General features: G+C 70.3%; 16 protein-coding genes and 3 tRNA genes. 13 read left to right on the top strand and 6 right to left on the bottom strand.

Annotation, left to right across the window (positions count from 1 at the left end; translation table 11 throughout):
- Positions 1 to 164: 164 nt before the first annotated feature.
- The 4 genes from BOSE125_RS13565 to BOSE125_RS13550 all read left to right on the top strand — a co-directional run bounded on the left by BOSE125_RS13565 (position 165) and on the right by BOSE125_RS13550 (position 3,832).
- A tRNA-Lys gene (locus tag BOSE125_RS13565) sits at positions 165 to 237 on the top strand.
- A 404-nt stretch (positions 238 to 641) separates the two neighbouring features.
- The gene (locus tag BOSE125_RS13560; protein WP_159553331.1) at positions 642 to 2,024 is read left to right on the top strand and encodes an endonuclease/exonuclease/phosphatase family protein; all 1,383 of its coding nucleotides are present in this window, start codon (positions 642 to 644) and stop codon (positions 2,022 to 2,024) included.
- A gap of 7 nt (positions 2,025 to 2,031) precedes the next feature.
- Positions 2,032 to 2,751: an alpha/beta hydrolase gene (locus BOSE125_RS13555; RefSeq protein ID WP_159553329.1), complete on the top strand. Its 720-nt coding sequence runs from the start codon at positions 2,032 to 2,034 to the stop codon at positions 2,749 to 2,751.
- Between the two features lie 40 nt (positions 2,752 to 2,791).
- Positions 2,792 to 3,832, top strand: coding sequence for a hypothetical protein (locus tag BOSE125_RS13550; protein ID WP_159553327.1), 1,041 nt, complete (start codon positions 2,792 to 2,794; stop codon positions 3,830 to 3,832).
- 19 nt (positions 3,833 to 3,851) lie between these two features.
- Here BOSE125_RS13550 and BOSE125_RS13545 read toward each other — a convergent pair whose 3' ends face one another.
- Complete coding sequence (locus tag BOSE125_RS13545) at positions 3,852 to 5,120, bottom strand: DUF445 domain-containing protein (RefSeq protein WP_159553325.1); 1,269 nt, start codon at positions 5,118 to 5,120, stop codon at positions 3,852 to 3,854.
- 96 nt (positions 5,121 to 5,216) lie between these two features.
- Between BOSE125_RS13545 and BOSE125_RS13540 the strand changes: the two genes are divergently transcribed.
- Positions 5,217 to 6,170, top strand: coding sequence for a glycerophosphodiester phosphodiesterase family protein (locus tag BOSE125_RS13540; protein ID WP_371300598.1), 954 nt, complete (start codon positions 5,217 to 5,219; stop codon positions 6,168 to 6,170).
- A 3-nt stretch (positions 6,171 to 6,173) separates the two neighbouring features.
- Here BOSE125_RS13540 and BOSE125_RS13535 read toward each other — a convergent pair whose 3' ends face one another.
- Positions 6,174 to 7,262, bottom strand: coding sequence for a DUF418 domain-containing protein (locus BOSE125_RS13535; protein WP_159553323.1), 1,089 nt, complete (start codon positions 7,260 to 7,262; stop codon positions 6,174 to 6,176).
- 159 nt (positions 7,263 to 7,421) lie between these two features.
- On the opposite strand from BOSE125_RS13535, the gene BOSE125_RS13530 reads away from it, so the two are divergent.
- Positions 7,422 to 9,170, top strand: coding sequence for a gamma-glutamyltransferase (locus BOSE125_RS13530; RefSeq protein WP_159553321.1), 1,749 nt, complete (start codon positions 7,422 to 7,424; stop codon positions 9,168 to 9,170).
- Here the strand turns inward: BOSE125_RS13530 and BOSE125_RS13525 are convergent.
- Entirely contained in the window at positions 9,167 to 10,336 is a 1,170-nt protein-coding gene (locus BOSE125_RS13525; protein WP_159553319.1) for an acetate/propionate family kinase, read from the bottom strand. The genes BOSE125_RS13530 and BOSE125_RS13525 overlap by 4 nt on opposite strands.
- 4 nt (positions 10,337 to 10,340) lie before the next feature.
- Positions 10,341 to 12,434, bottom strand: a complete 2,094-nt coding sequence (gene pta, locus BOSE125_RS13520) for a phosphate acetyltransferase (RefSeq protein WP_159553317.1) — start codon at positions 12,432 to 12,434, stop codon at positions 10,341 to 10,343.
- 56 nt (positions 12,435 to 12,490) lie between these two features.
- Between pta and BOSE125_RS13515 the strand changes: the two genes are divergently transcribed.
- From BOSE125_RS13515 to BOSE125_RS13495, 5 genes are all read left to right on the top strand, one after another.
- Complete coding sequence (locus BOSE125_RS13515) at positions 12,491 to 13,837, top strand: Nramp family divalent metal transporter (protein WP_159553316.1); 1,347 nt, start codon at positions 12,491 to 12,493, stop codon at positions 13,835 to 13,837.
- Positions 13,838 to 13,887: 50 nt separating this feature from the next.
- Positions 13,888 to 14,223 (top strand): thiamine-binding protein, encoded by a 336-nt coding sequence (locus tag BOSE125_RS13510; RefSeq protein WP_159553315.1) that lies wholly within the window; start codon positions 13,888 to 13,890, stop codon positions 14,221 to 14,223.
- Positions 14,220 to 14,780 (top strand): GNAT family N-acetyltransferase, encoded by a 561-nt coding sequence (locus BOSE125_RS13505; protein ID WP_236558016.1) that lies wholly within the window; start codon positions 14,220 to 14,222, stop codon positions 14,778 to 14,780. Before BOSE125_RS13510 ends, BOSE125_RS13505 begins: the two co-directional genes overlap by 4 nt.
- On the top strand, positions 14,770 to 15,732 hold the full coding sequence (locus BOSE125_RS13500; protein WP_201301212.1) for a spermidine synthase: 963 nt from the start codon (positions 14,770 to 14,772) through the stop codon (positions 15,730 to 15,732). Before BOSE125_RS13505 ends, BOSE125_RS13500 begins: the two co-directional genes overlap by 11 nt.
- A gap of 61 nt (positions 15,733 to 15,793) precedes the next feature.
- Positions 15,794 to 16,765 (top strand): universal stress protein, encoded by a 972-nt coding sequence (locus BOSE125_RS13495; RefSeq protein ID WP_159553314.1) that lies wholly within the window; start codon positions 15,794 to 15,796, stop codon positions 16,763 to 16,765.
- Between the two features lie 102 nt (positions 16,766 to 16,867).
- Here BOSE125_RS13495 and BOSE125_RS13490 read toward each other — a convergent pair whose 3' ends face one another.
- Both BOSE125_RS13490 and BOSE125_RS13485 read right to left on the bottom strand, forming a co-directional pair.
- Positions 16,868 to 18,454, bottom strand: a complete 1,587-nt coding sequence (locus BOSE125_RS13490) for a C40 family peptidase (RefSeq protein WP_159553313.1) — start codon at positions 18,452 to 18,454, stop codon at positions 16,868 to 16,870.
- A gap of 276 nt (positions 18,455 to 18,730) precedes the next feature.
- Positions 18,731 to 19,084 carry a metallopeptidase family protein gene (locus BOSE125_RS13485; RefSeq protein WP_159555189.1) on the bottom strand — a complete coding sequence of 118 codons (354 nt, stop codon included), beginning with the start codon at positions 19,082 to 19,084 and terminating at the stop codon, positions 18,731 to 18,733.
- A gap of 179 nt (positions 19,085 to 19,263) precedes the next feature.
- On the opposite strand from BOSE125_RS13485, the gene BOSE125_RS13480 reads away from it, so the two are divergent.
- Positions 19,264 to 19,336: transfer RNA gene (locus tag BOSE125_RS13480), tRNA-Glu, on the top strand.
- Between the two features lie 92 nt (positions 19,337 to 19,428).
- A tRNA-Asp gene (locus BOSE125_RS13475) sits at positions 19,429 to 19,502 on the top strand.
- Positions 19,503 to 19,533 lie beyond the last annotated feature (31 nt).

Genomic DNA, 19,533 nt, shown 5'->3' with positions numbered 1-19,533 from the left:
GCCGCGCCGGGCGTAATGCTGCAACGGGCGGCGCCACCGGGAACCCACTCCACGGTACGCCTTCGCCGGCGGTGCGGTACGGTCCCGCCCCCCGGACGCTGGCCGAACGATCGCCTCTCGGGTGCCGCCGTCCGCTAGCATGGGACGCGGCCACCGGCTGGCCAGGGCCTTTAGCTCAGTTGGCAGAGCATCGGACTTTTAATCCGCGGGTCGCGGGTTCGATCCCCGCAGGGCCCACCGCGCAACGGCCCCTGAATCGGCATCATGCCGGGTCAGGGGCCGTTTCTGTGCACTGTGCCAGGGTTTGAGCGCTCCTCGTCCTGGCCGGAACGCTGACAGTTCCCGCCATCTCCCGCCATCTCGATCCTTCAGGATGCCAGTCGCTCGCTCGAATGTTTCAGGGATGTCTCGGTGACTGCGCCGAGATCAAGATTTGATAACCGAATCACGGGCTCTGACGTCCGAATGAGGCGTGGGGCTGTTGAACCACTCTGGAGATAGTGGCCGCGACACGCGCTGTCCTCGCGGTTTTCGGCTTGGTCCGTGGCCGGCGGTCACCGCCCGGCCGGTGCCGTGACCTGGCGATGTGGGCCCGGTTTGGCCCTACCCCCGGAGCAACGTCCGTGCCTAGGGTGGTCCGCATGAGTGCTTTCCCCCGGGTGCTCCGCCGGCCCATGGTGCTTGGCGGTGCCCTTGTGCCTGCAGCCGCCGTGGCGGCGTTGCTTGGTGCACCCGCGGCGACGGCCGCACCGGCCATCCTGCAGGCTCCCGCAGTGCACGCCTCGGTCTCGCCGGCACAGCGCTTGGCCTCCTTCGACTTCAACGACGCCCTTCCCGAGAATCCCGACCTGCTGCGGCAGATGCTGTGGATCAAGGAGGGGAAGGTGCCGTCTGCCGCCCCGGAGAACCTGCGCGTGGCCACCTTCTCGGCCGGGCTGAGCCGCTCCGCCCCCGGAGAGCTGACCGAGGATCTCTCCACTCCCGGAGATGAGCAGGGGCAGCAGGTGGCCGAGACCGTCCAGCGGGCCGCGCCGGATCTCGTGCTGCTGACCGACGTGGACGTGGACGGGGGCGAGGAACTCGCCCAGTCCTTCCGGACGAACTACCTGGCCGTCGGGACCGGTGGTCAGCAGGGTATCGACTACCCCTACATGTACGTGGCCGAGGTCAACAACGGAGTGGACACCGGGGCGGACCTGGACAACGACGGCGTCATCGGCGGACCCGGAGACACCTTCGGCCCGGGAGAGTTCGCCGGCCAGCACGGCATGGTCTTGTACTCGAAACATCCCCTGGACACGGAGGGCATCCGCACCTTCCAGGAACTGCCGTGGGACTCCATGCCGGGCAATGCCATCCCGGAGGACACCTTCTCAGATCTCGAGCGGTCCGTCCTGCGGCTCTCGTCCAGTTCACACTGGGATATCCCCGTCCAGGTCGGCGATCAGACCGTGCACGTGCTGGCGGCCCGGCCGGGAGATGGCGGAGACGGCCTTGCCGGAGCGGAACGCCACCACGACGAGATGCGGCTGTGGGCGGACTACGTCTCCGGCGACCCGGCAGAGTCCGGCTACATCGTGGACGACGAGGGTCAGTCCGGTGGGCTCAGCGAGGGCGAACCGTTCATTCTGGCCGGAGAGTTCGGGCCGTTGACCGGAACCGACCTGGACGAGGAGGAGCATCCCTCCGTCATCGCTGGCCTGCTGGAGTCGGAGGCCGTCCAGGACCCCGAACCCACCTCGCGCGGCGCCGCGGTGATCACCGAGGATGAGCACCCGATGGCCACCGAGGTGGTGGGCCGTGAGGGCGGTGACTGGACGGTGGCTCGGTCGGACTACCTGCTGCCGTCCTCGTCCCTGACCACCGCGGCGTCCGGTGTCTTCTGGCCCCAGTCCGGCCAACTGGGCTCGCACCTGACTCGCGCCAACGCGCCGGGTGGCGAACCGGGTGAGCCCAACGACTCGACCCCGAGCGAGCACCGCCTGGTCTGGACCGACCTCGACCTCGGCTCCGGAAGCGGCTGACGGCCGAGTGAGAGAGACACTGTCCACCGGCCACCACGTGGTCTGGTCCCGGCCTGAGTCCCAGCGCCACGGCACGGACCTGGTGCTGGTCGTCCACGGCTACGGGGCCAATGAGGTCCGGGCCGCCCAGGCCTACTTCGGGATGCTTCCCGAGAACGCCACGGGCCTGGCCGTGCGCGGTGGGTTCGAGATCGACGCCGGCGCCGCACCGGTCATGGAGGGCACGGACGGTGCCGGGTCCGGTCCGGGGCCCGATCCGGGCGCCTGGGGCTGGTTCCTGCTGGACTACTTCCTGACGAACGACTTCGCCGAGGTGGTGGCGGCCGCCCATCGCGTCTTCGACCTGTTGGACGCCGAGGAGGTCACCCGGAGCGGATTCCGGACGGTCTCGGTGCTGGGCCATTCCCAGGGGATGGCCATGGCGTCCACGGTGTACCGGCTCCGCCCGGAGGCCTTCACCTGCGTGGTGGGCCTCAGCGGCTTCGTGCTCTCCAACCCGCTGCTGGAGACCCTGGACTCACCCCCCGAGGGCCCGGGACCCAGGCCCTTCTTCTGGGGCCGGGACGTGGAGGACCTCGTCATCAACCCGGACGCCATCGCGTACACGGCGGACTGGCTTGAGGACAACACCCGGCTCACGGCTCGCACCTATGAGGGGATGGGGCACGGGATGAGCGCCGAGGAGGCCCGGGATGTCCGGATCTTCCTGAAGCACGCGCTCCGGTAGCGTCGTCGGCAGGATCCACCAGCTCCAGGAGGCCACCACCATGGCAAAGAAATCGATCATCTCGACCGTCGCCGGGCAGAAGGCGACCGATTTCGCCCTGAACCGGGCCGTGGATCCGCATGGGAACCCGACGCCGGCGTTCCATAAGATCGTGCTCCGGGCCGTGGAGGTCCAGCGCCCGCTGGTGCTGCGCAACCTCAACCGCCTGCGCCGTTCGCACCCGGACGAGACGCCTGCACAGCTCGCCGAACGCCTGGGCAAGCAGTACCTGACCGCGGTCACCGGGGGCGGGGCCGCCGTCGGGGGCACCGCCGTGGTGCCGGGGGTCGGCACGGCCGCCGCCCTGGGCCTCTCCGCCGCGGCCACCATCGGTTTCCTCGAGACCACGGCCCTGTACGCCCAGTCCGTGGCCGAACTGATGGGGGTGACCACCGATGACCCGCAGCGCGCGCAGACCCTCGTCATGGCCGTGATGCTCGGTGACGACGGCCGCAAGCTCCTGCGGGACTTCACCACCCAGGCGAACGGCTCCGGATCCGGCCCCCTGGGCGGCGCCGTGGCCGCGATCTCCGGGGCATCCGGCATCTCCGATGTGCTGTTCCAGCAGATGAAGCGCATGTTCATGAAGAAGTTCATCGTCCGTCAGGGTGCCGGCATGCTCGGCCGACTGGTGCCGTTCGGGGTGGGCGCCGTGATCGGCGGCGTCGGCAACCGGGCCATGGGCAAGAGCGTCATCAAGGCCGCCCAGAACATCTTCGGGCCGCTGCCGGAATCACTGCCCGGGCGGTTGGTGACGGACCTCCAGGCCCTGCCGGCCGGCAAGAAGCCCAAGGGCTCCGCCGGCGGCTCCCGGGGAGCGGGGCGTGTGACGGCCGGAGCGGATGTGGATGCGGATTCGGAGCACGCCGGGACGGATCCGGACCTGGCGGACCTGCTCGAGGAGGGCGTGCGCGCGGACATCGAGGCACTGCGGGCGGACGGGACCCTCGACGCCCTGAAGGCGGAGGACCCGGCCGGGTTCGCGGCCGACGTCGAGGCTGCCCGCGCCGAGCACCGCCGGAATCGCACGCGCGGCCGATGAGCCGCCCCGGTCGGTGCAGCTAACCGAAGGCCAGGGTGGCGACCGTGTAGATCGCCAGGCCGGCCAGGGCGCCGACGATGGAGCCGTTGATACGGATGAACTGCAGGTCCCGGCCGAGGTAGAGCTCGATGGTGCGGGAGGCCTGCCGGCCGTCCCAGCGTTGGATGGTCTCCCCGAAGATCCCTACCAGCTCCGGTCCGTAGCGGCGGGCCAGGTGCTGGGCGCCGTCGGAGGCCCAGCCGTCCACCCGGTCCGCCAGGGCCGGGTCCTCCTCGAGCCGGACGCCGAGGTCCTGCAGGGCAGCCACCAGTGCCAGGTGCAGGTCTGAGCCGGGGTCCCGCAACTGGGTCAGCAGTGCGGACTTGGTCGTGGCCCAGGCCCGCTCGGCCCACTCCCGCATGCGCGGATCGTTGAACAGCTCCCTCTTGGCCTGCTCCACCTTCGCCCTGGTCGCCGGATCCCGGTGCAGGTCGGTCACCAGATCCGCGAGCCAGTCGTCCACGGAGCGGCGCAGCTCGTGGTCCGGGTCCTCCCGCACGGCGGCGAGGTACTTCAGGGCCTCGGCATGGATCCGCTCGGCCAGCAATTGGTCGACGACGCCCGGCACCCACTGCGGGGAGCGTTGCCGCACGCTGTTCAGGAAGAACTCGGGGTGCCGGGTGACCCAGTCCCCCGTCCGGGACACCACCAGGTCCACCACCTGGTCATGGTGACGCTCGGCGGTCACCTTGCCCAGGACCTCGGACAGGGTGGGCGCCCAATCGGGCTCGATCATGTGCTTCTGGGCCAGGTTGGCCACCAGGTCCCGCACCAGGACATCGTCCATGGCGTCCAGGATCCGCTCGGCCGAGGCGGACACCTCCGCCGCCACCCGCTCCGCATGCGGGCGTTGGCGCAGCCAGGCCCCGGCGCGGCCGGCGAGCTTCAGTCCGGCGAGCTTCTCCCGGGCCACCTCCCCGTCCAGGAAATTCTCCTGCACGAAGGCTCCCAGGGACTCCCCGATGGTGTCCTTCTTCCGCGGGATGATCGCCGTGTGCGGGATCTTCAGGCCCATCGGGTGCCGGAACAGGGCGGTGACCGCGAACCAGTCGGCGAGGGCGCCCACCATGCCGCCCTCCGCTGCCGCCCGGACATACCGCAGCCAGGGGTAGTCGTCCTGCAGGGCGAAGGAGACCACGAAGACCACCGCCAGCAGCACCAGGACGCCCGTGGCCACCCCCTTCATCCGGCGCAGGGCGGAGGCGCGCTGGGCCTCGGAGGGGCCGGCGTCGGGCATCTGGTTATCCATGGGTCCTCCGGCGGGGATCAAAGTGTCAGCACAAGTTAACCAGCCTGTCGCCTCTCGCCGGCGGTTCTCTCGGGACGGGCCCCGTAACCTGAGGGCGTGTCCGACACCCCGAGCCCCGGCACCACCCCGAACCCTACCGACGCTGACCGGCACCGGCCGCTGCGACGACCGCTGGTGATCGCCCATCGGGGGTCCTCCGGAGCCTACGCCGAGAACACCCGCGCGGCGTTCCTGCACGCGCTCGCCGAGGGCGCGGACGGCGTGGAGGTGGACGTCCACCTGACCCGGGACCGGCACCTGGTCTGCCTGCACGATCCGACCCTGGAGCGCACCTCCGACGGGTCCGGACCGGTGGCCGACCACACGCTGGCCCAGCTGCGCCGGCTCGACTTCCACCGATGGAAGGGGGCGCGGATTCCGGCTGAGTACGGCCCGGCCTCGGCCCAGCTGCTGACATTGCCGGACCTGGTCGAGCTGCTCGCCGCCGCCGGCCGTCCCGTGCGGCTGGCCCTGGAACTCAAGCATCCGAGCCCCTTCGGCCATGAGCTTGAGGAACGCGCCCTGTCCTGGCTGCTGGGCGCCGGCTGGGATCCGGAGACCTCGAGGATCGGGGCGGTCGAGGTGACCTTCATGAGCTTCTACGCCGGTTCCCTGCAGTACCTCGCGCCGTCGGTGGGCTCCGAGCACCTGTGTCAGCTGCTCTCCGTGGTCCCGGACGCGCCGGTGCCGAGCCGCTTCAACCTGGGTCCGCTCAGCCGCGCTGCCGTGCGGGCCACGCTGCGGCAGGCCGTGGCGGATGCGGAACGGCTGATCTGGGAGGGCCGCGCGGGCATCGCCGGGCCGGGGCTGGCCTATGTGCGGGAGAACCTGGCGGACGTGAAGGCGTGGCTCGCGGCGGGACGCACCCTGCGGGTGTGGACGGCGGACCGGGATGAGGACGTGGACCTGCTGCTGAGGGCCGGGGTGCAGCAGATCACCACGAACCTGCCGGCCCGCGTATTGGAGCGGGTCCGCCGCCGTGAGCGCGTGCTGGTCGGTACCGGGGCCTGAACCTCAGAGTCGCCGGGGCAGGCGCATGAGCTGCTCCAACGGCCCGATCGGCCGCCATTTCACCCACAGGTGGGCCAGCAGGACCAGCACCGCGGACAACACGATCGTGATGAGGTAGCCCCGGAGCAGGGTGTGCGGCTCCGGCCGGATGATGGCCGCGAGGACGAACAGGTGCGCCACGTAGATCGTGAGGGAGAGCCGTCCGGCCGAGACCAGCATGCCCAGGCGGCGGTCCACGAGGTCCCCGGCCCAGAGGAACCCGCCGAGGGCCACGAGTGCCGTGCCGATGCTGGAGACCAGCCACAACGGCATCTGCGAGTGCCCGACGGCGGACAGGAGCCGGTCCCAGCCGATCTCGTTCCCCGGCTGGCCCAGCATGCGGACCAGGACCTGCGAGAGTGCATAGGCGCCGATGGCCGCGACCCCGCCCCACACCACCAGCCGCTTCTGCAGCCTGCGGTCGGTGAGGGGTGCCCGTCCCAGGATGAGCCCCACCAGGAAGGGGACGCACCACACCAGCACCGGGTAGGAGCCGGAGAGGAAGATCCGGTGGAGCAGGTGGGGAGCGTCGTTGCTCAGGTCCGGGTCAGCGAACTGGAAGGCGGTCCCGGAGGCCAGCTGCGCCCCGATCCAGACCACGGGCCCCACCGCCAGCAGGGCCCCCGCCAGGGCCGCGATGACCGGGGTCGGAGCCTTCAGCAGCGGCAGGGACAGCAGGAACAGCACCCCGTACACGGCCAGGATGACACTGACGTCGTGCCCCAGTTCCTGTAGGGCCAGCCCACCGGCGAACAGCAGTGCGGAGCGCCACAGGACCGTCCTCCACGGCAGCCGCCCACCGGGCCGGCGGGCGGATCCGGTCAGGAAGGACATTCCCACGCCGGCCAGCACCACGAACAGGATGGAGGCCCGCCCCACCGGCAGGTCGTACATGAATCCCGCGATCCCCGGTTCACCCCGGGGGCCCACATTCACCGCGATCATGCCGATGATGGCCAGAGCCCGGGCCGCGTCGAGGCCTGTCAGGCGCACGCCGGAGGGCGGAGACGCAGCGGGGGAACCCGAGGCGGCCGGCACGTTGGCTGGGGTCATGGAAGCCATTCTGTCCTGTGCGGTGGTGGTGGCGGGGGAGGTCGTGGGCAGTGTAGGGACGGCGACTGGATGACGCGCCCAGCCGCCGCCCAGACCGTGCACAGACGGAACCGTTAGTATCGCTCGGGCCCGCCGTACTCGAGCACCCGAGGAACCCTGATGCAGCGGACCCGCACCTCCGTCCCCGCCCTGTCCTGCGTGGCCGTCCTCTCGGCCGTGCTGCTGGCCCTGACCGGATGCGCCTCCCCGGCCCCGGAGGAACCATCGGACCCGGCCTCCGGCTCTCCGTCCTCCTCAGTCTCCGGTCCCTCGAACGGCACCCCCGCAACGACGCCGGCCCCGTCCGCCTCCGCATCAGCGCTCCAGGAGCAGGCGGTCGCCGCCGGACACCCGGCGGCGGTGGACGTCGGGACCGAGATTCTGGAACGGGGCGGCAACGCCGCCGATGCCGCCGTCGCCACCGCCTTCGCCGTGGCCGTGGTGGAACCCTTCGCCTCGGGCATCGGGGGAGGTGGCTCGGCCCTGGTCGCCCGCGGAGACGGGGACCCGCTGGCCTATGACTACCGCGAGACCGTGGCCCAGGACGGGGACATCCCGGCCTCCGGCACCGGTGTCCCGGGCTTCGTGGACGGCATGGCCACCCTGCACGCCGAACACGGCTCCCTGGAGTGGTCCGAGTTGCTGGCCCCCGCCATCGAGCTGGCCGAGGAGGGGTTTCCGGTCTCGCCCCTGCTGGCCCAGCGGATGCGCTCCGACTACGGGCCCGGCGCCATCGAGGGGATCGCCGCGTTCCACTCCGGGTCAGCCGGTGAGGGCGCGGAGGGCTCGGGAGGCGCCGCTCCGCTGGGGGAGGGAGAGACCCTGGTCCAGGCAGAGTTGGCGGCCACCATGGAGACGCTGGCCGAGGAGGGCCCGGACGCCCTCTACACCGGAAGCCTGGCGGAGGACCTCACCGCCGTGGACGGACTCGATGCCGAGTCCCTCGCCGCCTATGAGACGGACACCACCGAACCGGTCAGCGGCCCGGTCGGCGACTACGAGTACGTCTCGGCCGCACCGCCGCTGCCCGGTGCCGCCGTCGTGCAATTCCTGCAGGTCGCCGAGGCGCTCGGGGTGGCGGAGGCCGAGCCCGGGTCCGCGGAGTATGTGGACGCCATGGCCGCGGCCTGGCGGGTGGCCGATGCCAGCGTGACGGAGTCCTTCGGGGACCCGGCGTTCGTGGACGTCCCCGTGGACCGGCTCACGGATCCGGAGGCCAACGCCGAGCTGGCCCGGACCGAGGTGGCGCCGGCGCTCTCCTCAGCCGCTGAGCCCGCTGAGCCCGCTGAGCCCGCTGAGGCGGGGAACACCACCCACCTGACCGTGGTGGACGACGAGGGACTGACCGTGTCCATGACGAACACGATCACCAGCTTCTGGGGCGGTGCGGAGAGCAGCACCGTGGGAGGGTTCTTCCTCAACAACCAGCTGTCCCGGTTCGAGTCCTTGGACACCCCCGCCAACCAGCCGGAGCCGGGGCGCAAGTCCGTCAGCTGGTCGGCGCCCAGCCTGGTCCTGGACTCCGAGGGCCGCGTGGTCATGGGCCTGGGATCGCCGGGCGGGCAGGTCATCCCCTCGATCCTCGCCACCGTCATGGTGCCCTGGGCCCTCCAGGAGGCGCCGCTGCAGGAGGCGGTCGACTCACCGCGCCACTATCTCCAGGACGGTGTGCTCTCCCTGGAGGAGCAGCCGGCGCAGGACGTGGCCGCCCTGATCCGCCAGCGTGGGTGGCAGCCGCGCGTGACCGAGCGGGCCGACGCCGTCTTCGGCTCGGTGCAGGCGCTGGAGATCGACTACGAGACCGGCACCATCACCGGGGCCCAGGACTCCCGGCGGGAGGGTGACGTGGCGGTGGTCCCGGCGGACTAGCGCCCCAGTGCGCCGTGCTCCTGCGCCACCGCGAGGGTGAGCTGGGCGATCGCCAGCTCCTCGTTCGTGGGCACCACCAGGACGGGAATGGCCGATTCCTCGGTGGAGATCACGCGGGCTGCGTCGGACCGCTCAAGGTTCGCCTCGGCGTCGTAGGCGATGCCCAGGGGTTCCAGGCGGTCCAGCACGGCCGAGCGGAACGGCGCCGAGTTCTCCCCGATGCCGGCCGTGAAGACCACGGCCTGGGCGCCGCCGACAGCCACGTGGTAGCCGCCCACGTACTTCGCGAGGCGGTAGGACGCCACTTTCAGCGCGGTCCGGGACCGCCGGTGGCCGGCGTGGGCGGAGTCGATGACCTGGCGCATGTCGGCGTTGCCGGTCATGCCGAGCAGCCCGGACTCCTTGTTGAGTAACCGGTCCATCTGCTCCGCGTCGTACGCGCCGTTGCGGATGAGGTGCGTGATGATCGAGGGGTCGACGTCCCCGGACCGGGTGCCCATCACGAGCCCCGCCAGCGGCGTGTAGCCCATGGACGTGTCCACCGACGCCCCACCGCGGATGGCCGTGGCGGAGGCGCCGTTGCCCAGGTGCAGGATCACCGCGTTGAACTCGGCGCGCGGGATGCCCAGCGTCTCCGCGGCGATCCCCGTGACGAGATCGTGGCTGGTGCCGTGGAAACCGTACCGACGGATGCCGTTCTCCGTGTAGAGGGAGTCCGGGAGGGCATACCGCCAGGCCTCCTCGGGCATCGACTGGTGGAACGAGGTGTCGAAGACCACGGCCTGCGGCATGTCCGGCCACTTCTCGGCAATGGCGCGCAGACCCTGCGCCGCGGCGGGGTTGTGCAGCGGGGCCAGTGGTGCCAGGCGCTCGATGGCACGGATGACTTCCATGGTGACCAGGGTCGGGGCCTTGAAGCGCTCCCCGCCGTGGACCACACGGTGACCGGCGGCGTCGATGCTACGGCCCTGGAGCACCTGCTCCAGCTCCGCATCGATCTGCTCGAGGGCCTCGGCGTGGTTGTCCACCCCGGAGCCGGGCACGCCGATGCGTTCCACCAGGCCCTGGGCGACCACGGGCTCCGCAGGCTCCGTGCCGTCCGCGGCGACCTCGCGCAACTGGTACTTCAGCGACGAGGAGCCGGAGTTGATGACGAGGATCAGCATGGGTTCACTCTCCCGGTCGGCCGGACTGGCCGGACTGGGCTTGGATGGCGGTGATGGCCACCGTGTTGACGATGTCGTCCACGGTGCAGCCCCGCGAGAGGTCGTTGACCGGCTTGTTCAGCCCTTGCAGGACCGGCCCGACGGCGACGGCCCCGGAGGACTGCTGGACTGCCTTGTACGTGTTGTTGCCGGTGTTCAGGTCCGGGAAGACGAACACGGTGGCCTGGCCGGCCACCTCCGAATCCGGCATCTTCGAGGCGGCCACCGAGGCGTTGACGGCCGCGTCGTACTGCAGGGGGCCGTCCACCTTGAGCTGCGGGTGCTCGTCCCGCACGAGTTCGGTGGCCGTGCGGACCTTGTCCACGGCGTCCCCGGTCCCCGAACCCCCGGTGGAGTAGGACAGCATGGCCACGCGCGGCTGCACCCCGAACTGCTGCGCCGTCAGCGAGGAGGCGTAGGCGATGTCCGCCAGCTGCTCGGCGTTCGGATCCGGATTCACGGCGCAATCCCCGTAGACGAGGGCGCGGTCCGGCAGCAGCATGAAGAACACGGAGGAGACGATCGAGACGCCGGGCCGTGTCTTGACGAACTCCAGTGCCGGGCGGATCGTGTTCGCGGTGGTGTGTGCGGCGCCGGAGACCATGCCGTCCACGTCTCCCAGCTGGACCATCATCGTGCCGAAGTAGGCGCCCTCGGTCATGATGTCCCGGGCGCGTTCCAGGTCGATCCCCTTGTGGGCGCGGAGCCGGGAGTACTCCTCGGCGTAGCGCTCGCGGGCCTCGGAGGTGGAGGGGTCCACCAGGGTCAGCCCGGCCAGGTCCACCCCCTCCTTGGCGGCGAGGTCCCGGATGGTGGCCTCGTGGCCGAGCACCACCAGGTCACAGACGTCTCGCCGGCGCAGGATCTCGGCCGCGCGGAGGATGCGGGTGTCCTCACCTTCCGGGAGCACGATCGTCTTCCGCTCGGACCGGGCCCGTTCGATCAGCCCGTGCAGGAAACGCAGGGGCGTGGTGCGCGCGGCGCGCGGCAGGTCGATGCGCTGCAGCAGCTCCGTGCCGTCCACGCGCTGGTGCCAGGCTCCCAGGGCAGCGGCCGTCTTGCGGGGCTGGGCGCTGGAGAGCTCACTGCGCACGGCGGACACGGCCCGCGCCGTGCTGAAGGTGTCCGCGAACGTGGTGAAGATGGGGAACGGGGCCTCGGCGTACAGGCGCCGGATCTGCTCGTTGGGCTCGATCCCGTTGGTCAGGATCATCCCGGAGGCCACGGGGAACTCCGGGGCCAGTGACGAGGCCACGGTGGCCAGGACGGCGTCCGAGCGGTCGCCGGAGACCAGCACCAGGGCGCCCTCACGGAGGATCTGCAGGAAGTTGCCGCCTTCCATGGAGACGGCCTTGACCTCGGAGACGTCGCGGTCCAGGTTCAGGTTCCCGGCCACCTGGGTCAGCCCGAGCGCGGTGGCGACCTCGGAGACGGACGGCAGGGACAGTTCCGGCAACTCCGGCAGCACGTACACGGGCCACTCATGGCGGCCGGGCCGGATGGCGGTCTCGATCTCCTCGAGGCGGGCCGGATCGGCCCGGTTGACGATCATGGACAACAGGTCCACGCCGGACTCGTCCAGGGTGCGCCGGGCCAAGTCCACCGCGTCGGCCGCAGCGGTGCCGTCCAACCCGGCGGCGGACACCACGCCCACCACGGGAAGACTCAGGTGGCGGGCCAGCTCGGCGTTGAGATCAAGCTCGACGGCGGGATCAGCGCCTGTCAGGTCACTGCCCTCCACCACCACGATGCCGCAGGCTCCGGCCATCTTCTCGAACAGGGCCACGCAGCGCTCGTAGAGCTCGTCGGTGCGGCCCTCGGCCACCATGCGCCGCGCTTCGGCGGCGGTCACGCCGCCCCGGGCCAGGCCGGCGTCGAGCCCGTAGTCCTCCCGCATCAACTGGACCATGGGGTCTGTCTCCACGGAGTCCCCGGGTACGACCGGGCGGAGGTAGCCGATGCTGCCGGACCTCTTGTAGAGGGAGTCGGCGATCCCGAGGGTGACGAGTGATTTGCCGGCGCCGTTGGTGGTGGTGGTGACGAAGATTCCTTGACTCACGGCAAACCACACTAGTCTGTGGTGCACAACGCACGGAGTAGTAACGAGGGGCACAGATGTCAAGACGCGACCACGTGGACACGGGGCATCCTGTCCACAATCCGAACATCGTCGGTTTCACCGACGCCGAGATCACCGAGAAACCCGTCAAGGTCAAGTGGAACTCATTGGGTCCCGGCATCGTCGCGGCGGCCACCGGCGTGGGCGCGGCGGACCTGGTGGCCACGTTGACCGCGGGCTCCCGCTACGGTTACGCCCTGATGTGGGCCGTGGTCCTCGGGGTCATCTTCAAGATCGTGCTCGTGGAGGGCGTAGGCCGGTACTACCTGTCCACTGGCAAGACGATCTTCCAGGGCTGGCGCACCCTCGGGGTCTGGACCAGCTGGTACTTCGGCATCTACATCATCATCTGGGGCTTCGTCTACGGGGCCACCGCCATGAGTTCGGTGGCGCTGCCACTCGCGACGCTCTTCCCCGCGGTGGACTCCAAGATCTTCGCCATCGCCTCCGGCCTGATCGGCATGGGCCTGGTCTGGCTCAACAAGTACAACCTCATCGAGAAGCTGATGACCGTGCTGATCGGCATCATGTTCATCACGGTGCTGTGGTCCGCGTTCCTGACCGCACCGAACATCGGGGACATCCTCACCGGCCTCATCCCGCGCATCCCCGAGGAGGACGGTGCCATGTTCTACGTGCTCGGCCTGGCCGGCGGCGTGGGCGGCACCATCACCCTGGCGGCCTACGGGTACTGGCTCCGCGAGAAGGGCTGGAACCGGCCCAAGTGGATGAAGGTCATGCGGTATGACAACGCGGTCTCCTACAGCCTCACCGGCATCTTCGTCATCGCCACCATGATCATGGGCGTGGAGCTGCTGCATTCGGCCGGACTGGCCATCTCCGCCGGCGACGAGGGGCTGCTGGATGTCGGCAACGTGCTGGCCGAACGCTACGGCGAGGCCTACTCCTACGTCTTCCTCATCGGCTTCTTCGCCGCGTCCTTCTCCTCCCTGCTGGGCGTGTGGCACGGTGTCTCGCTGATGTTCGCCGACTTCTGGACGAACTTCCGCAAGCCCGCGGACAGCCTGGACCAGGATGACGCCCCGTCGCTGAAGTCGAAGCCGGCCCGCTTCTACCTGATCTGGCTGACCATCCTGCCGATGTCCCTGCTGTTCCTGGAGCGGCCGATCTTCCTGATCCTGCTCTACGGCACGCTCGGCGCCCTGTTCATGCCGTTCCTGGCGGTCACCCTGCTGATCCTGAACAACCAGAAGCGCTTGGTCCCCTCCCAGTTCCGCAACAACTGGGTGCACAACGGCCTGCTCGGCATCACCGCCCTGGTGTTCGTGGTGCTGGGTGCCAACGAACTGGTCAAGGCGGTCTCCCCGCTCTTCGGCGGCTGACCCGGCCCGGGGGCTTCGATCCGCCGGGGGTGGTGGGGCAGACTGGGCACATGATCATCGCCTTCTCTGTCTCCCCCTCCGGCAACCCCCGTCCCGATGGCCCGGCCGCCCACAGCCAGCCCGGGGACGGCTCCGTGCATGACGCCGTGGCCGCGGCCGTGAAGGTGGTCCGCGGCTCCGGCCTGCCCCACCGAACCTCCTCGATGTTCACGGAGATCGAGGGCGAATGGGATGAGGTCATGGGCGTGGTCAAGGAGGCCGTCGAGGCCGTGGCCCCCTACGGATCCCGCATCTCCCTGGTCCTCAAGGCGGACATCCGTCCCGGCCACACCGGCGAGCTGGATGGCAAGCTGGAACGGTTGGAAGCAGCACTGAAGGACCAGTGACCCCCCGAGGACACGGTGCCGCCGGCACCCGCTACTACGTTCGCGACGCCGCCCCCGCGGACCTTGAGGCCGTGCTCTCCATGAAGGCCCGGTCCTGGCGGGAGGCTTATGGGCACCTGCGGGACGAGTCGTTCTTCGCTGCGGCGGAGGCCACCCTGGACCGCCAGGCCGAGCACTGGCGCCGGCTGATGGCGCGAGGGCAGGTCCTCTGGATGGCAGAGGACTCCCGGGGGCGCTGCGTGGGCCTGGCTGCGGCCGGACCCGTCCAAGAACCGCAGGAACCTGAGGAACCCGAGGTACCGCAGGATGCCGACCTGCCGCAGACCCAGCTCTACGCGCTGTACGTCCTGGCCGAGGCCCAGGGCAGCGGCGTGGCCGACGCCCTGCTGGAGCGGGCGATCGGCGATGGCCCCTGCCTGCTGTGGGTGGTCGAGGACAACGCCCGCGCCCGGTCCTTCTACCGGCGGCACGGATTCGCCGCGGTGGGGGACCCGGTCCCGATGGACGGCCCCTGGGCCGGGCTGACGGAACGGCTCATGGTGCGCCGTGGCACGTGACCGTGGCTCCACGTCCGGCAAGAGCGGCAAGAGCGTGGCGAAGGCCGGCAAGGCCGGGGCGAAGGGCGCGCAGGGAGGCCGGAAGGATCACCGCGGGGAACGGAGCCGTCGCGGCGCCGCCGAGCCGGCCCTCGAGCCGGGAGTCTTCCCGATCGACGCCGGCACCGCCGAGATCACGCCGGACCCGTTCACGGATGGCGCCTGGCTGCTCAAGCTCAACGGGGCGGAGTCGTCCCAGATCAATCCGGAGACCCCGCTGGAACTGGGCTTCGAGTACATGCGGTGGATGGCCGCCGTCGTGATGCACCGCTGGGAGCCGGATGCCGGGCTGCGGATCCTGCATCTCGGTGGAGCCGGGTGCACCCTGGCCCGCTGGGCGGCCGTGTGGTTCCCGAATGCCCGGCAGACCGCCGTCGAGCTCGACGCCGGCCTGGCCGCCCTGGCACGGGAGCGGTTCGCCCTGCCCCGCGCCCCGCAGCTGCGCATCCGGGTGGCGGAGGCGGGCGAGGTGCTCGCCGGAGCGCATGAGGGCAGCCGGGACGTGATCATCCGAGACGTGTTCGCCGGGGCCACGCCGAAGGAGCAGTTCACGCCCGGACACCTGATCGGGGTGGAGGCCGCCCAGGCCGCGGCCCGCGTGGTGGGAGACGGGATCTACCTCGTCAACCACGGCGGCGGCCCGGACCTGACGGCAGCCCGGCAGGAGGCGGCGACCCTCCGGGAGGCGTTCTCCACGGTCGCCGCGCTGGCCGATCCGCAGATGCTCAAGGGCCGGCGCCGGGGCAACATCGTCTTCGCGGCGAGCAACGGACCGTTGACCGGAGGGGGCGCCCGCCGGGACGCCCTCGTACGCCACCTGCTCTCCGACCCCCTGCCCACACGCCTGGTGGAACCCCTCGATAACTTCACGGCCGGGGCCAGGTACTGCGAGGAACCGCTGCAAGGGTCCTAAACTGGAATCACCATCATCCCGTGTCAACGGAGACAACGGGCAGGAATGACAGGAGGCCGTCATGACCGGTTCGCACGAACAGGACAACACCCCGACCACCCAGGATGCCGCCACCACCCACGGCATCGTGGTGGGTGTGGACGGTTCGGAGCAGTCCGTCTCGGCCGCCAAGTGGGCCGCCCGGGAGGCCGAACTGCGCGGGTTGCCGCTGACCCTCGTCACCGCCTACACGATGCCCGTGTTCGCGGCCTCGGCACTCGAGGCCGGCTACGGCGTCCCGGACGACACGATGATCCGTGACGGCGCCATGCAGGTGCTGCAGGGGGTGGTCAACCAGCTCGGCCGCCTCGAGGTGCCGCTCGTGCACCGCGTGGAGATGGGGGACGCCGCCGGTGTCCTCGTCGACTACTCCGCCAACGCCAACCTGCTGGTGGCCGGTTCCCGCGGACGCGGTGGCTTCTTCGGCCGGTTGCTCGGCTCCGTGGCCTCCGCCCTTCCCGCTCACGCCAAGTGCCCCGTGGTGATCGTCCCCAAGGGCGAGCATGCCTCCCGCGCCGCCGCCGGGGTGCCCGTCATCGTGGGCGTGGACGGCTCTGAGCAGGGCCGGATCGCGGCCCTCGCCGCCGCCCTCGAGGCCGAGGTCCGTCAGTCACCGCTGCGCGTGGTGATCGCCATGCCGCCGATCTCCGGGGCCGTCGCCTGGCTGCCCGCCACCGTGGACGAGCAGTCCCTGGTCGGTGAGATGCGGGAACGGCTCGAGGCTGGCATCGAGTGGCTGCAATCCGAGTTCCCCGCCCTCGAGATCACCTCGGACATCGTGGACGGTGTCCCTGTGGATGTCATGGTCAACGAGTCCAAGACGGCCCGGCTGACCGTGGTCGGCACCCGCGGCCACGGCGGCTTCGCCGGCGCCCTGCTGGGCTCGACCTCCCAGGGCGTCATCTCTCACGCGCACGGGCCCGTCATGGTGGTCCCGTATCTCAAGGACAGCCGCCTGGCCCATCGCGCGAGCTTCGGCCCCACCTTCTCCTGACCTGAGGTGTTCACACCACTCACGACGCCGGCCGGTCGCCTTCCCTGCGGAAGGTGACCGGCCGGCGTCGTGAGCTGTGCGGGAAGGCGTTGACCCGACGGGTCAGTAGCGCCCGGCGTACGGGTGGATGTTGTACATGCCGCCGTAGTTCAGCGCGGTCACGGAGATGCCCATGGTGGGGTTGCGGGCGTGCGCGATCTTGCCGTCACCGATGTAGACGGCCACGTGGTACATGCTGGAGCCGCCGTTGGAGGACCAGAACACCAGGTCACCGGGCTGCAGCTGGGACAGCGGGACGTACTGCTTGGCGGCCCGGTACTGGTCGGTCGACGTGCGCGGCAGATACTTGCCGGCGGCATCGAAGGCGTCCCGGGTGAAGCCCGAGCAGTCATAGCCCTTCGGGCCGTTGCCGCCCCAGGTGTAGAAGGTGCCCGCCTCATTGGCCTTGTTGACGGCCCAGGTGGTGGCGGTCGAGGTCCATGAGCCCGACGTCGGGGCCGGGGTGGGCTTCGGGGCGGCCGTCTTGGTGGGCGCCGGCGTCTTCGTGGGCTTCGGGGCGGCCGGCGTGCTCGGAGCCGGAGTCGGGGTGGCCGTCCGGGTGGGGGTCGGCGTCGCAGTCGGCGTCTTCGTGGGAGTGGGGGAGGCCGTTGCCGACTTCGTCGGGGACGGCGAGGCAGTGGCGGTGGCGGACGGCGTGGCCGTTGCCGTGGGGGTGCTCGCGGGGGCCGCGGGGATCACGGGAACCGTGGTGGCCGGTGCGGTGCTGGCCGGATCGGTGCCGGCAGCGGGTGCGGCGGTCGGTGCCGGAGCGTCCGCCGCCGGCTCCTCGGCCAGTTGCTCCGAGGCGGCGATGGCGTCCTGGAGGGCGTTGTCCCGCTCGGACTGTTCCATGGCCTCGACCTGACTGGTGGCCTCGGCCACGGTGAGGTCCTCGAGCTCGGCCAGGAGGGAGATCAGCTGCTCGCGGTCGGCCTCGTTCTGCTGCTCGGCCTGCGCGGCAGCCTGGGCCGCTGCTTCGAGGCGACGCTGCTGCTCCTCGGCGGCGGCTGTGGCCTCCGCCTGGGCGGCCTGCGCTGCCTCGGCCTGGCGGGCCAGCTCCTCGGCCTCTGCGGCCTGGCGCGCGGATTCCTCGGCCACGCGGGCCTTGTCCGCGGCGACCTTCTCCGCGGTGGCCTGGCGGGCCAAGACGTCTTCGTCGCCGAGGAGGACCTCACCGGCGCTGGCCTGTCCGCCGCGATACAGATCCGCGGCCACGGTGCCGGACTCATCGCGGGCGGTGCCAGCCGCCTCGGTGGTCGCATCGGCGCGGTGGCGGGCCGCGTTGGCGGTCTCGTTACGCTCTGCCAGGGCCTCGTTGGCGGTGCGGACGCCCTCGTTGGCCTGCTGGGCACGGGCCTCGGCCTGGCGCTCCCGCTCCGCGGACTGGCGGATGGAGACCTGCAGACGATCGGCCATCGCGGACTTGGAGGAGGACTGCTCCTTGGCGGCCACCACGTCATCAAGGGCGGGGATCTTCGGGCGGTCAATGTCCGGTTCGGTGGCGTCAGTCGACTGGTCGGCGCGCTGCAGGTTCGCCTGGACGGTGTCCGAGGACGCGTCGAAGACGGCTGGCAGAGATGCGGCGGCCAGGGCGGTGGCGGCGACGGCGGCCACGACAGCGGTCACTCCCACGGTGCGGCGGGTGTTCACGGCAGTTCCTCACTGTGGCACCCGTGCGAGGGGGTTGGCAGGTCCGGTCATCGTCAGGATGGGCCGAACCACGGTGCGGGATGGTCACGTCACCGTCACGGGAATAACGCGTGATGGTCACGTGCCTGCCAAAAGGCGCCACGGTAGTGACAATAGATGCACTTTTGTCACAAAAGCAACACGAGTCCCATCAGAATCATAAACAACAATGGTGTCATTTCCCGGCGTATGGCCGGGCGTGTTGCCGTTCCCGGGTGGAACGGACGCCCCGGACGGTCAGCCCCATCCCAGGGCATGCAGGGTGTCGTCGTCGATCCCGAAGAAGTGCGCGACCTCGTGGACCACGGTCACGGTGATCTCCTCGACAAGTTCCTCGCGGTCGTTGCACATCCGCAACAAGGGACCACGGAAGACGACGATCCGGTCCGGGAGCTGGAACGGCATCTCAGCCCGTTCGGTCAGCGGGATGCCGTCGTAGAGGCCCAGCAGTTCCATCTCCGGGTCCTCCCATGGTTCCGGTTCGTACTCCTCCTCCACGAAGACGGCCACGTTGGACAGTCGCTGAGCCAGGGCAGGGGGGATGGCATCCAGGGCATCGGACACCGCCTGGTCAAAGTCGTCCTCGGACATGTCGACGCCGACGGGGTCGGGCTCGGACGGATCAGTGGGATCGGCAGGATCGGCGGGGGAAGGGCTGGGATCGTCGTTCACCCCTCCATCCTGCCCCGAGTGCGTGGACACAGTTTGCGATAGGGGGCCTCGACGTCCTAAACTCCTATGGGTCCACTTCGGGAACCCGAAGTGTTCTGGCCCCCATCGTCTAGAGGCCTAGGACACCGCCCTTTCACGGCGGCGACACGGGTTCGAATCCCGTTGGGGGTACGCAGTACTTGCACGACCAGCCCTTCCGGCTGGACCGGCCACTCGTGGTCAAAAGCCCGGAATCAGTCTGGTAGAGTTAGTTCTCGCACACTGGCCCTGTAGCGCAGTTGGTTAGCGCGCCGCCCTGTCACGGCGGAGGTCGCGGGTTCAAGTCCCGTCAGGGTCGCTCGGATGTTCCGATCGCCGGTTTTCCCGGT

The sequence above is a fragment of the Citricoccus sp. K5 genome (assembly GCF_902506195.1).
Classification (GTDB): domain Bacteria; phylum Actinomycetota; class Actinomycetes; order Actinomycetales; family Micrococcaceae; genus Citricoccus.
Note: the sequence above shows the minus strand (reverse complement) of the source record. Positions and strands in the feature narration are given on the sequence as shown.